This window comes from Hymenobacter antarcticus, assembly GCF_039539545.1.
In the GTDB taxonomy this organism is placed as follows: domain Bacteria; phylum Bacteroidota; class Bacteroidia; order Cytophagales; family Hymenobacteraceae; genus Hymenobacter; species Hymenobacter antarcticus.
Map to the genome: position 1 here is coordinate 22957 of NZ_BAABDI010000020.1, position 13315 is coordinate 36271.

The 13315-nt window shown below is 61.0% G+C and carries 12 protein-coding genes; 7 read left to right on the top strand and 5 right to left on the bottom strand.

The window, feature by feature from the left end:
* Positions 1–243: 243 nt before the first annotated feature.
* Together tsf and ABD819_RS14130 are read left to right on the top strand one after the other, a co-directional pair.
* On the top strand, positions 244–1080 hold the full coding sequence (gene tsf / locus ABD819_RS14125) for a translation elongation factor Ts (protein WP_345125364.1): 837 nt from the start codon (positions 244–246) through the stop codon (positions 1078–1080).
* A 71-nt stretch (positions 1081–1151) separates the two neighbouring features.
* On the top strand, positions 1152–1442 hold the full coding sequence (locus ABD819_RS14130; protein ID WP_345125366.1) for a hypothetical protein: 291 nt from the start codon (positions 1152–1154) through the stop codon (positions 1440–1442).
* Here the strand turns inward: ABD819_RS14130 and ABD819_RS14135 are convergent.
* From ABD819_RS14135 to ABD819_RS14145, 3 genes are all read right to left on the bottom strand, one after another.
* Positions 1428–2486, bottom strand: coding sequence for a DUF3089 domain-containing protein (locus ABD819_RS14135; RefSeq protein WP_345125367.1), 1059 nt, complete (start codon positions 2484–2486; stop codon positions 1428–1430). The genes ABD819_RS14130 and ABD819_RS14135 overlap by 15 nt on opposite strands.
* A gap of 127 nt (positions 2487–2613) precedes the next feature.
* Entirely contained in the window at positions 2614–3630 is a 1017-nt protein-coding gene (locus tag ABD819_RS14140; protein ID WP_345125369.1) for a hypothetical protein, read from the bottom strand.
* A 109-nt stretch (positions 3631–3739) separates the two neighbouring features.
* Entirely contained in the window at positions 3740–4141 is a 402-nt protein-coding gene (locus tag ABD819_RS14145; protein WP_345125370.1) for a hypothetical protein, read from the bottom strand.
* Between the two features lie 154 nt (positions 4142–4295).
* On the opposite strand from ABD819_RS14145, the gene ABD819_RS14150 reads away from it, so the two are divergent.
* Positions 4296–4691: a hypothetical protein gene (locus tag ABD819_RS14150; RefSeq protein ID WP_345125372.1), complete on the top strand. Its 396-nt coding sequence runs from the start codon at positions 4296–4298 to the stop codon at positions 4689–4691.
* Positions 4692–4770: 79 nt separating this feature from the next.
* Here the strand turns inward: ABD819_RS14150 and ABD819_RS14155 are convergent, their stop codons facing one another.
* The gene (locus ABD819_RS14155; RefSeq protein ID WP_345125374.1) at positions 4771–6330 is read right to left on the bottom strand and encodes a hypothetical protein; all 1560 of its coding nucleotides are present in this window, start codon (positions 6328–6330) and stop codon (positions 4771–4773) included.
* Positions 6331–6540: 210 nt separating this feature from the next.
* On the opposite strand from ABD819_RS14155, the gene ABD819_RS14160 reads away from it, so the two are divergent.
* The 3 genes from ABD819_RS14160 to ABD819_RS14170 all read left to right on the top strand — a co-directional run bounded on the left by ABD819_RS14160 (position 6541) and on the right by ABD819_RS14170 (position 8829).
* Positions 6541–7311 carry a hypothetical protein gene (locus ABD819_RS14160; protein ID WP_345125376.1) on the top strand — a complete coding sequence of 257 codons (771 nt, stop codon included), beginning with the start codon at positions 6541–6543 and terminating at the stop codon, positions 7309–7311.
* A 143-nt stretch (positions 7312–7454) separates the two neighbouring features.
* Entirely contained in the window at positions 7455–7673 is a 219-nt protein-coding gene (locus ABD819_RS14165) for a CsbD family protein (protein WP_345125377.1), read from the top strand.
* A 325-nt stretch (positions 7674–7998) separates the two neighbouring features.
* Positions 7999–8829 (top strand): DUF1206 domain-containing protein, encoded by an 831-nt coding sequence (locus ABD819_RS14170; protein WP_345125378.1) that lies wholly within the window; start codon positions 7999–8001, stop codon positions 8827–8829.
* 3 nt (positions 8830–8832) lie between these two features.
* Here the strand turns inward: ABD819_RS14170 and ABD819_RS14175 are convergent, their stop codons facing one another.
* Positions 8833–10056, bottom strand: a complete 1224-nt coding sequence (locus ABD819_RS14175; protein ID WP_345125379.1) for an NAD(P)-dependent oxidoreductase — start codon at positions 10054–10056, stop codon at positions 8833–8835.
* Positions 10057–10310: 254 nt separating this feature from the next.
* On the opposite strand from ABD819_RS14175, the gene gcvP reads away from it, so the two are divergent.
* Positions 10311–13229, top strand: a complete 2919-nt coding sequence (gene gcvP, locus ABD819_RS14180; protein WP_345125381.1) for an aminomethyl-transferring glycine dehydrogenase — start codon at positions 10311–10313, stop codon at positions 13227–13229.
* The last annotated feature ends 86 nt before the right edge of the window (positions 13230–13315 follow it).

Consider the following 13315-nt stretch of genomic DNA (forward strand, 5'->3'; position numbering starts at 1 on the left):
GGCTCCGGAGGTTCCCTTTTTCTTTTTTAACTCCCCTCCTTTTTTAAGGAGGGGATGTTTCAGCCAAAGGCTGAAACGGGGGTGGTGCATTCGTTGAACGACACCCGAACGAGATGGGCGCATATCGTTCGGGTGTCGTTCAACGAATGCAACCACTCCAGTTGACGCTTCGCGCCAACATCCCCTCCTTAAAAAAGGAGGGGAGTTTGATGTTCTTCTTCAACCCTCACAATACCTACTCTAATGGCCGCTATTACCGCCGCAGACGTAAACAAGCTCCGCACCATGACCGGTGCCGGCATGATGGATTGCAAAAAAGCCTTGGTGGAAGCCGATGGCGACTTCGAAGCCGCTCGCGACATTCTCCGCAAGCACGGCCAGAAAATCGCGGATAAGCGCGCCGAAAACGAAACTTCGGAAGGCCTCGTGCTGGTGAGCGTGAGCGAAGACGGCACCCAGGGCAAATTGGTGGCCTTGGCTTGCGAAACCGAATCGGTAGCCAAAGTGGCTAACTTCCGCGAGCTGGCTCAGCAAATTCTGGACACGGCCGTGCGCATCGATGCCGGCACGAAAGAAGACATCCTCGCCGCCAAGGCTTCGGATGGCCTGAGCATTCAGGAGCACGTGACCGACCTGATGGGCAAAATCGGCGAGAAGCTGGAAGTGACTTACGCTACGCTGACCGCGGAGAAAGTGGCTTCGTACGTGCACTCCGACAGCAAAAAGGGCGTACTCGTAGGCCTGAAAAACGTTGGTTCAGCTGACGCTGCTGCCGTGGGCCGCGACGTGGCTATGCAAATTGTGGCCATGAAGCCCATTGCCGTTGACAAAGACGGTGTGGATGCGACCATTGCCGAGCGTGAAATCGAAGTAGGCAAAGAGCAGGCCCGCACCGAAGGCAAGCCCGAGGCTATGCTGGAGAAAATTGCCCAAGGCAAACTCAACAAGTTCTACAAGGACAACACTTTGCTGAATCAGGAATTCGTGAAAGACAACTCGATGACCATCGCCCAGCTGCTCGACAGCAAGTCGAAAGGCATGACGGTTTCGGACTTCAAGCGTGTGGCTATCGGCGCTTAATTGCGGCTGATTACCAAATTGAAAGCCCCGCTGGCATTGTGCCGGCGGGGCTTTTTTGTTTTAATTGCGGTATGGATGAATTACGCAAAGCGGCTTATCGAGGAATTTTATACAACTTCCTGCTAAATATTCGCACTATCCCCACTCCATTAAAAGATGATAAGCGAGCTATTGCTATTGGCAAATTTGCCGGACCAGTTGCTTACCAGTTGCATAATCTAGCACTGGCTTCAGTGAATGATTTTGTTGGATTTCAAGAAGCGCACTTCTGGAATTCAATTGATACATTTAACACAAATAATCCTGACACTCAAATTGCGCACTTGCGCATTCAATTTGAGCGGGACTTACTTGGTTCTTAGCTGCCACGCCCGAACCCGCGCCTTGGTGTTCTCGCGGATGTTCATATAGAACAGACTATAATCAGCGATGTGGAAGGAGTGGCGCAGGATGAACTCGCCGGGGAGCAGGAAGCGTGGGTAGCCGCCGGGCTTGGGTGGCGTAACCCATAGCAGGCCGTCGTGGATTTTGGCATCGGTTACGTGCGGGTCGATGCGCTTGAAGCGCTGGCTGACGCCGCCGCGGTTGAGGCTGGCGGGGGCCAGCAGGGTATCGGTGGTCCAGGTGAGGGGGTTGGTGACGGCGACGCGGCTGAAGGCCGGAAATTCGTTGCCAGTCGCCACGGAATTGTAGGCCACAAAACAGCCGGTTTCGAGCGAATCCTTGCAGGGCACAATGGTTTTGTACTCGCGGGGCCGCACCCGGAAGCCGATGAGGTAGGCGGCAACGAGCCGGCGGCGCAGCTTGGGGTCATCATCGAAAAACTCGTGCAGGAGGCGGGTGGCGTGGTCGGTGCCTTGGCTGTGGCCGGCGATGATGATGGGGCGTCCCTGGTTGTAGTGCGTGAGGTAGTACTGAAAAGCCTTTCGCACATCGGTATAAGCGAGGTTCAGCGCCTGGCGGCTGTTGCCTTGGGCGGTAGAGTCGAAGAAGGAAAAGAGCGTGGCCTGACGGTAGCGCGGCACGTAGATGCGCGCGGCGGCATTGAACACGCTGGCCTGCTTGCGAATGGTGGTGCGGTCAGTGAAGCGGTTCAGACGGCAGTTGCCCACGTCAGCGTTCCAAGAGCCGCGCCAGAAATACGTGGTGGGGTGAACGAAAAACACGTCGGCCTCGGCCGTGGCCTGCTGGTCACGGAGGCGGGCTTGCGAGGGGACGGCGTGGGCAGAATCGTGGCGGGTGGGCAGGGCGGCCCAACTGCTGGCCTGGCTGTAATCGGGCACGGGGGCAGGGGCATAATGTGCGAAGTCGTGCCGGGGCTTCAGGAGGCGGAGGCAGGACGTAAGCGGTAGCAGCGGCAGGAGAAACAGCAGCAGGCAATAGAAGCGGAACGAAGATTTTTGCACGAGATATAGGTATAAATTCGCACGTCATGCCGAGCGCAGCCGAAGCATCTCGCGTGTGGTAATCACTCAATCGATTGGATTAGTGTGGCACGCGAGATGCTTCGGCTGCGCTCAGCATGACGTGCTATTAGTTATTGGAAGTGGTGATAGGCCAGTGGGTGAGTTCGCGGGGTTCGCCGGTTTCGTCGTACAACAAGCTCAGCGGCTCGGCGGGTATCGCCACCACATCGGCGAGGGTGATGTGCCAGCGCTGCCACATTTCGGCCAGGGCCTGGGTGTAGGCCGAGTTTTCCCAGGGGTTGAAAATAGCCCCGGTCACGTCATCAATGAGGGCATCAAACACCAGCGTGGTATCGCCGGGGCGCGGGTGGCGCGGGTAAAGGTCGGGCACGACGTGCAGCAGATGGGCGGCGTAGTACACCCGGGCCTTGAACTCGGCGATTTGGACGGGGTGCAGGGGGCGCTGGGCATCGGCGTATACCTTGCGCATGGCCTGGCCCACGAGGCCGATATCGACCAGACAGGCTACCAGCACGGCCTTATCGAGCTTTATGCTGAATACGAGGGTGTTCAGGTCATCGTCGTACTCGAAGGGTGTGACGTCCTCAGTGGGGTCGGCTTCGAGCACAAACACGGAGCCGGGCACGAAATCGGCGTACTCGGTGGGCACGCGCAACCCTTGCAGCAGCTGGAAAAATGCCTGGAAGCGGCGCACCAGCGCAGCGTTTTCGGCCAGCGGATATTTGGGCTTTATCAGGGGCTCGAACTCGTTCAGCAGCTCGGTGATGAAGATGCCGTAGAACATTTTGCCCATCCACAGGAACAGGGTATCGTCGCCGAGGGCGCGCAGGGCGGCGGGGCCTTCGAGGCTGGCGGCCGCTACCCTACTCTCCAGCTCCTCAATGCGCTGGCGGGCCGCCGGGCTGGCGGGCAGGCGCAGGTCGCGGAAGGCGACGGTGCGCTGGTCGAGCAGCTGAATGGGGCGCTCGGCGAGGTGATAGCGGGCCTGCAGCCAGTCGGCGAATACGGGCACGCTATCAGCGGGGCCCACGGGCTGGCCGCTGAGAAAGCAGGTTTCGGGGCCAAACCGCATGCCGTCGAACGGGTCGTAGGGCAACAGGTCGGCGGGGGTGAGTGGGGACATAAAAAGGCCGTAGCGCGAATGTTGGGGTTGGCATCGCCGTGCCCGGAAGACACGGCGATACGAACCGCAAAGTTCGCGCTACGGCGGTTAGCGAGCCGGCTCGGGAATATTATTTCGAGAGCAGCGACGCGGCTTTGATGAGCTGCTTGCTCAGGTTGCCGAGTGGGGCGCTGTAGTCGCCACTGGCATCATCGGCCACCTTGGCGGTTTCGGCGCCCAGGCTGGCCAGAATTTCGGCAATGTCGTGGGCGGGCGTTTTGGCATCGGCCAGCAGCGCGGTAAGCTGAGCCAGCTCCTGCTTGATTTTGGCCAGACCGGGCCGCACCGAAACGGCCAGCACAGCCGCCCAGCGCTCAATTTCGGTGCGGCCCTGCGGCCCGGCATTGCTGAGCGTGCCGGCGGTGAGGAAGGTGAGCGTCTCGTCGAGAAGGGCCGAATTTTGCTGGTCGCTCACGGACATGGGCACCTCGGGGGTGGCGGGTGTTTGGGGAGTGCTGGCGATGGAATCCATGAGAAAGCGGGAGAGGGAACAAAGAATAGGTGGAGTTTATACTAGCGTCGAGACTAAAAAGTTAGCCCACCTCGGACCGGGGCCAAGCGACCGGGTTACCTTTTGCCCATGCGGCTGATTAATCAGCATCAAGTTAACTAACCTGCTCCACATCATGAAAATGTCGCTGAAATCCCTGTTCGTTGCCGCCGCTGTCGCTTTCACCGCCACTGCCTGCGAGCAAACCAAAACCACCGAAACCACCACCACCGCCGACGGCACCACCACGGCCACCGTAGTTACCGACAGCACCATGACGGCTACCGAAGCCGGTGCCGCAGCCGGTGCGGCCGTTGACAACGCCTCGGCCAACATGAAGACCGGCGCGCAGGAAGCCGGTGCCAAGCTGGATGCCAAAATGGAGGCAGCTGGTGCCAAAATGGATGCCGCCGGTGCCAAGATGGAGGCTAAAATGAACGCCGCCGGTGCCAAGATGGACGCCATGGGCGACGCCGCCGCCAAATCGGCCGCGCAAACCAGAGAGAACATGAAAGACGCCGTGAAGAAATAACCTGAGTGGTTTTTAGTTTGCAAAAGCCCCGTGCAGCAGTAGCGGCACGGGGCTTTTTTTTGTAATGTCAGCGCCGAGCCTACGCAGCGGCCAGCTCCAGCAGCACTTCGTAGTAGGGCCGGCCCAGGGTGCGGGCCCGCAGCCAGGCGTAGAAACTGAGCACCTGCAGGTCTTCGCGCTCCTGCGAAATGAAAGGCGGCAGGTGGGTCACGCGGTTGACGAAGTGGCCGTCGTGGGGAGTGTGGGGGTTTTCCACCAGCTCGCGCACTAGGTTCAGATACACCAACACGGGATAATAGGGGCCGCCCGTGGGCACCGCTTCGGTACCCGTAGTCGCATCGGCTGGCACGGCCGGAAACAGCTCGCGGATGGTGCGCTCGATGGCGCGCAGGCGGCTCAGGGCCAGCTCGGTATTTTCGAGCTCGACCTGGATGAGCATTTCGCCGATGTTGCGGTTCAGCATCCATTCCAGGCCCAGATGCTGCTCCAGCCAGTGGTCGGTGCGGGCCAGGCTGAGCAGGGTATTGTTGGCTTTGGCAAACTGACCTTCGGCAAAATAGTGAAATGTAAGCTGGAGGCGCACGGTGAGGTCGTCGGTGAGGGCAAGCGCCTTCGCGTTGCGCAAGATGGCTTCGAGCAACACAATGCTCTCGGCATTGCGGTGCAGGAAGGCATAGTTGGCGGCCAGCAAAAACGTGAAGCGGGGCCCAAATTCGCTAAACTGACGGCCCGATGCGGTGGCCAACAGCGCCTTGCCCTTCTCCAGGTACGCCACCGACTCGGCAAAGCGGCGCGAGCGGTAGAGGGCGTGGGCCAGCATGTAGAGCAGTTTGAGCTGGTGGCCGCACTGGGCCGGCGCGAAGCCATGGCGGCGCTCCATCAGGTTGTAGCAGCGCTCGATGAAGGCGGCGAAGGACGTGAAATCGCGCCGCACCAGCATGGCATTGCGGGTAATGGACATGAGCCGGCTCAGCAGCGAGGGCGAACGGGCAAAGGCTTCCAGCAGGTCGTATTCGGTCAGAATAGTTTGCAGAATCGCATCGACGGGCACGGCGGCCCGGCCGCGCGCCCGCGACTCGCGCAGGCGCTGGCGCAGCAGGCTGTCGGCAATATTGGCGCGCTCCTCTTCGTCGGCGGCCTTTTTGTTGAGGCGGTAGCGGGGCAGAATCTCATCGAGCGGCACGGCGTGGGGCGAGCCGGCGTACTGAATCTGGAGGTTGTAGACGGCATTCAGCGGCTCATACTGCTCGCTCTCGCGGCCCAGCTTTTCGGCCTTGCGCAGCGTGTTCCAGGCCAGACGCGGAATGCCGGTTTCGAACAGGTACTGGGCCAGGGTGAGGTGGCCGCGCACGGTGGCGGCGGCCGTGGTGTCGAGCTGGCGCTGGCGCAGCAGCAGGTAGTCGGTGAGGTGGCGCATGAGGCGCTTGCGCAGCGCGTAGTAGGCCACGGGGTTGGGCGCGTCGGGGTAGAGCTTAGCAATGAGCTGGGGCGCGGTCAGCACTTTGGCCTGCACCAGCAGCTCGTAGAGGCGCGAATCGAGCCGGCCCGCCATCTTGCGGCGCTGGCGCTGAATAAAGACCCCGAAGTCGCGGCGCTCGTCGGCGCTCAGGGTTAATAGCGTGGTCCGCAGGTCGTCCATAGGGGAAAATTACGGCGCGAATACCCGCTAGCAGACAACAACCCGGATTTTGGCTGTAAAATCCTTTTCCATTGATTCAATAACCTTATAATCAATATTTTATTTTCCAATACCAGACAATACAAAGGTCTGAACATGACGACTATTGGGTTGCTTCCGATGGGGTGGCCGCGCACCTTTACGCATCGTTTCATCCTAACCCAACTCGTCATGCGCACATTTTTACTTTTTATCCTGCTGGCCTTTGTGAGTGGGGCAGCCCACGCCCAGGACACCCTCGTGCGGCGCAATGGCGACGAGCTGGCCGTGAAAGTGCTGGAAATCACGCCCACCGAGGTAAAGTACCGCCGCACCGATAACCTTGAGGGCCCTATCGTGAGCGTGTGGCGCTCCGACGTGTTTATGGTTCGCTACGCCAACGGCACCAAGGAAGTCTTCAACTCGGTGCCTGCTTACACCGCAGCGCGCACTCCTGCGCCAGCCACAGCCACAGCCACAGCAGTCGGTGTACCTACGGTGAGCAACAGCGACCCCAACGACGCCATTCTGGCTGAGCCCATTCACCTGGATGGGCCGCGCATTGGGTTCACCATCCTTTCGGCCGGCGTGGTGGATAAGGCCCGCGAAAACGGCCTCGATATCAACCCCTTTATCACCCAGTTTGGCTGGCAGTTCGAGAGCCGTCTGTTTCGGCTGCCCAACGGCATCAGCGGGCTGGCAGAGCTGGTGCCGCTGGTGGGCGGGCTGGAGCAGGGCCAGTTTCTACCCAGCATCAGTGGGCTGCTGGGCATACGCGGTGCCAAGGGCTTTGAGTTTGGCGTGGGACCGAACCTGACGCCGCTCGGGGCCAGCCTGGTACTGGCCATGGGCACGTCTATTCAATCCAACGGCATCAACTTCCCCATCAACCTGGCCGTGGTACCGGGCAAAGACGGTACCCGCGTGAGCCTGCTGATTGGCTTCAATTCGCGGCACCGGTAGCTCACCACTACCGAGCTGCCGGGCTGCCCATACCTCGCCAACAAGATTTCGGCATTCCCTCATCCGCTTCAACCCTGCCGGCAACCGCAGCGTACAACATCCTAGAAATTCAAACTTCATACCCACCCTTTCTTTCGACCGTCATGGACCTTAATCAAAATAACATCAACGATAACACCGAGCTGAAAACTCGCGGCAACTGGAACCAGGTGAAAGGCGAAGCCAAGCAGAAGTGGGGCAACCTCACCGACGACGACCTGACTTACGAGGACGGCAAGCAGGACGAGTGGTTCGGCCGCATGCAGGAAAAAACCGGCCACGCGATGGACGACATCAAAGCCTGGTTCAGCCGGACCTTCTAAACTGATTTCTTTCCGATGAAGTAAGCGCCTTCCTCATCCACCGCTTATTTTCATCAGTAAAGGCCCTTTCTGTAACCAGAAGGGGCTTTTTCTATGTATACAGACAGCGCGGGGCTCGCGTATAGGCTGTAAGAAGGGCCACGGCTTGCCGGGCACCATTCTCACCGGTCGCCGGAGCCCGCGTAGCCTGCCGTCACCGTGCTTCTTAAGCTGCTAGTCGTTAGTTGGCAGTTGGTAGTAGGGTAACAATCGCCTGACTGACAACTGACAACAAGCAACTGACAACCCATTTACTTTTGAACGACTGCTTAGTCGTACCGCTTTCATGTCCGTATCCAACCCGCTGCTTGCCGCCGTTCCCCGTTCGCCCTCGTCCGGCATCAAAGCCCTGGCCCGGCTGGGCTTTGCCGCCATTGGCATCGTGTATCTGCTGATGGGCGTGTTGACGCTCCTGGCCGCCCTGGGCCAGCGCCAGGGTGCCCGCACCGATAAGGAAGAGGCCATGCAACGACTGCAGGAAGTGCCCGGCGGCAGCATACTGCTGGGGCTCATTGCCGTGGGGCTGCTGGGCTACATCGTGTGGCGCTTCACCCAGGCCATCCGCGATACGGAGGACAAGGGCTCCGGGGCCAAAGGGCTGGCCACGCGCCTGTGGTTTGTGGCCAGCGGGCTTTTCTACAGCGGCCTGGCGCTCTACGCCGGCCGCCTGGCGCTACCGGGCCGCGCCGAAAAGGGCGGCGACGCGCCCAAGTCGCTCACCGCCGAAGTCCTCAGCTGGCCCGGCGGCGACTGGCTGATTCTGCTGGCCGGCGTGGTCGTCATCGGCATTGGCCTGTTTCAGGGGTACCGGGCTTTTTCCGGGCGCTTCAAGTCTGATGTCGATGCCAGCAGCCTGTCGAGCACCCAGCAGCGGCTGGTGTACCGGGCGGCGCAGGTGGGCATTACGGCCCGGGGCATTGTGGTGGCGCTCATCGGCTATTTCCTGATACAGGCCGGCCAGCAGTCGCGGGCCGGGGCCGTGGGCAGCACCGACGAAGCCTTCGACCTGTTGGCCGCTATGGGTCCGGCCGCGCTGGGGGCCGTGGCCGCCGGCCTGGTAGCCTACGGGCTCTACATGCTGGTGCAGGCCAAATACCCGGTGCTGCGCGGCATTTAGCGGCTAGACTTCCACGGTTTCGGCCACGTAGTCGGCCAGGTACTGGTACCGCTCCGTGAGCCTGCCGCCTTTGGCAATGGTGGCCCGCTCGATTACGCCGGCCGCATCGTCGCCCACCAGGTGCGGAAACACGTTGTCGAGCAGCTGCCGGCCGAAGTCGCGGCTGGCGTTGCGGGGCAGCTCGCACGGCAGGTTATCCACGGCCATTTCGGTGATATTGGTGGGGCGCGAGTAGGCCGGCTCCAGCTCGCCGGTGGCGGGGTTGTAGTCGAAGGCCGGCTCCGCAATCGTGCTGCTGCGTTTGGTGGTGGGCACCGAGCCGTTCACGTCGCAGGTCACGTCGGCGATGGTGTTGATGCGGAAATCGGGGCGCTGGGTGTCGGCTTCGGAAAATAGCCTGGGGGCTGCCGGGTGCCAGTAGGCGCAGGCAATGAGCAGGTCCGTAACGGGCAGAAAGTTGCCGAAAGTCGACTCGTATTCCTGCGGGTTCTTATGAAAATCCTGGGTGTCCCACACCCGGCCGTCGCGGCGGCGGTTATAGTCAGAGCTCAGCAGTTGCGTGTACACGGGCTCGTTGAAATCGTGGTAGAGGTAGTCGTACACGCTCACCCGGCGAATGCCCATGCGGTCGAGCACCTCCAGCGCGCCCTGTGCCACGCGCCCCGAGCCCGTGATGGCCATTTTGATAGGCGGCAGCTTTTTCACCTTGAAAAATTCTTCCTGCATGTCGTCCATATCCACGCATTGGTGCGCGGGCCGGAGGCTGAATAGCTTGTGCTTGCGGCCGTAGGTGAGCAGGCCGTTGTAGGCCCCCACGATGCCGGCGTAGCGTCCAAACGCCACGATGCGCTCGCCGCGGGCATTGGTCAGCAGCTCGTAGTCGATAAGGGTAATGTTTTTGGCCAGCACGGCGCGCAGCAGGTTGCGGTTGGCGGGCTGCTTTTTCACGGTGTGCGAGAAAAACAGGTAGGTTTTGTTGGCAATGAGCTGGTCGGCGGGCACTTCCTTCACCCCCATCAGCACGTCGCAGTCGCTCACGTCTTCGCGCACTTCCAGGTCCAGGTCGCGGTACTCCTGGTCGGCGTAGCTGCGAATGGGGCTGCTTTGCACCACCACGCGCAGGCCGGGAAAGCTCGCCTGGGCTTCCACGCATTTCTTGGGGGTGAGGGGCACACGCTTGTCGGGCGGCGTTTTGCCTTCACGAATGAGGCCAATGGTGAGAGACATGGGGTGGGAATTGGGGTATAGAGGGAAAGAAAAACGTCATGCCGAGCGCAGCCGAGGCATCTCGCTCGCATCGTCTAACGATGGATTACTGCTGTACGCGAGAGGCCTCGGCTGCGCTCGGCATGACGGGCACGCGCCAAAATTACGATTTTGCCCGCAGTTCGTCGGGCCTTTTCGGGCGTACCTTTGTTAAGGAATCTGAACCCGAAACCCAACCTGCCGAAACGGCTTCCCACCAACCTATTATCGTCATTATGTCGTTGAAATTCTCGCCAGTCGACGTTTTTGAAGCCCGCCACAATGCGCCCGGGGCCGATGCCCAGGCCGCCATGCTCCGCGTCATCGGCGTGGACAGCCTTGAGCAGCTCATCGCCGAAACCATCCCGCCCGCTATTCGCCTGAAAAAACCCCTCGACCTGCCCGCCGCCCTCAGCGAACGGGCTTTTTTGGCGAAGTTCAAGCAGATTGCCGGCCAGAACCAGGTGTTCAAGTCCTACATCGGTCTGGGCTACCACGACACCACCATGCCGCCCGTTATCCAGCGCAACATTCTGGAAAACCCGGGCTGGTACACCGCCTACACGCCCTACCAGGCCGAAATTGCCCAAGGCCGCCTCGAAGCCCTCATCAATTACCAGACGATGGTAATTGACCTCACCGGCATGGAAATCGCCAACGCCAGCCTGCTGGATGAAGGCACCGCCGCCGCCGAGGCCATGCACATGCTGCACAGCCAGACCAAGAAAAAAGGCGCGCACCAATACTTCGTTTCGGAGCAGGTGCTGCCCCAGACCATCGACCTGCTGCGCACCCGCGCCACGCCGGTCGGCATCGAGCTGGTGGTGGGCGACCACCGCCAGATTGACCTCAGCGGCGACGGTTTCTTTGGGGCCATGGTGCAGTACCCCGCCGCCGACGGCGAGGTGTTCGACTACAAAGACTTTATCGCCGAAGCGCAGAAGAACAACGTTTTCGTGGTGATGGCGGCCGATTTGCTGGCCCTCACGCTCCTCACCTCGCCCGGCGAGCTGGGGGCTGATGTGTGCGTGGGCAACTCGCAGCGCTTCGGCGTGCCGATGGGCTATGGCGGCCCGCACGCCGGCTTCTTCGCCACCAAAGACCAGTTTAAGCGCGTGATTCCCGGCCGCCTCATCGGCCAGAGCATCGACGCGGCCGGCAACAAGGCCTACCGCATGGCCCTGCAGACCCGCGAGCAGCACATTCGCCGTGAAAAAGCCACCAGCAACATCTGCACCGCCCAAGTGCTGCTGAGCGTGCTGGCCGGCATGTTCACCGTGTACCACGGCCCGCAGCGCCTGAAGCAGTTTGCCACCAACACCCATCTGCTGGCCCAAACCCTGGCCGCCGGCCTCCAGAAGCTGGGCGTGGAGCAGACCAACGCGCACTACTTCGACACCCTGAACCTGCGCCTCGAAAGCGCCGAAATGCAGCAGGCCCTGAAGCAGGAAGCCGAAGCCGCCCGCATCAACTTCCGCTTCTTCGAGGATGTACGGGTAGGCGTTTCGCTGAACCAGAACACCGAGCTGAGCGACGTAGCCGACATTCTGGACATATTCGCCAAAGTGCTGGGCAAGGAAGCCGACCAGCTGGCCGCCGAGCTCGCCGAAGCCGAGCTGAGCTGGCCCACCAGCCTCATTCGCACCAGCGAGTACCTCACGCACCCCGTCTTCAACACGCACCACGCCGAACACGAGCTGCTGCGCTACATGAAGCAGCTGGAGAATAAAGACCTCAGCCTCGCGCATTCCATGATTGCACTCGGCTCGTGTACCATGAAGCTGAACGCCACCGCCGAAATGATTCCGGTGACCTGGCCCGAAATCGGTGGCCTCCACCCCTTCGCGCCCATCGAGCAGGCCAAAGGCTACGAGCAGATTTTCGCCGACCTGCAAACCTGGCTTTGCGAGGTGACCGGCTTTGATGCCGTGAGCCTCCAGCCCAATTCCGGCGCGCAGGGCGAGTACGCCGGCCTGCTGGCTATTCGCGGCTACCACGAAGCCCGCGGCGACCACCACCGCAACGTGGCCCTAATCCCATCGTCGGCCCACGGCACCAACCCCGCCTCGGCCGTAATGGCCGGCATGCAGGTAGTCGTGGTGAAAAGCTCCGAAGACGGCAACATCGACCTGGCCGACCTCAAGGCGCAAGCCGACAAGCACGCCGCCAACCTGAGCTGCCTGATGGTGACTTACCCCAGCACGCACGGCGTGTACGAGGAAACCATCATCGACATCTGCAACATGATTCATGAATATGGCGGCCGGGTGTACATGGACGGTGCCAACATGAATGCCCAGGTGGGCCTCACTTCGCCCGCCGCCATCGGGGCCGATGTGTGCCACCTCAACCTGCACAAAACGTTCTGCATTCCGCACGGCGGCGGCGGCCCCGGCGTGGGCCCCATCGGCGTAGTGGCCGCCCTGGCCCCCTACCTGCCGGGCCATGCCGTGGTGCCCGTTGAAGGCCGCGTGAACGGCGCGGTTTCGGCCGCGCCGTGGGGCTCGGCCAGCATTCTGCCCATCAGCTACGCCTACATTTCGATGATGGGCGGCGACGGCCTGACACGCGCCACCGAGCTGGCCATCCTCAACGCCAACTACATCAAGGCCCGCCTCGAAGCACACTACCCGGTGCTCTACACCGGCAGCCACGGCCGTTGCGCCCACGAAATGATTCTCGACTGCCGCCACTTCAAAAAGGCCGGTATCGAAGTTGAGGACATTGCCAAGCGCCTGATGGACTACAACTTCCACGCGCCCACGGTATCGTTCCCGGTAGCGGGCACGCTGATGATTGAGCCCACCGAAAGCGAAAGCAAAGCTGAGCTCGACCGTTTCTGCGACGCCATGATTTCCATTCGCAAGGAAATCTCGGAGGTGGAAGCCGGCCGCGCCGATGCCAAGGACAACCTGCTGAAGCACGCGCCGCACACCGCCGCTACCGTGCTGGCGCACGAGTGGACGCGCCCCTACACCCGCGAGCAGGCCGTGTTCCCGATGGAGTACGTGCGCGCCAACAAGTTCTGGCCCACCGTGAGCCGCATCGACTCGGCTTACGGCGACCGCAACCTGATTTGCAGCTGCACGCCGATTGAGCAGTACGTCGACCAGGAAGAGGAAATGGTGCAGGCCGACAAAGGCCCTTCGTACTAACAGAAACCGCAAAATCCCTAACGGATTTCACAAACCCAAAAAGCCCGATTCGTTGAATCGGGCTTTTTGGGTTTTAAGAGGAAGTG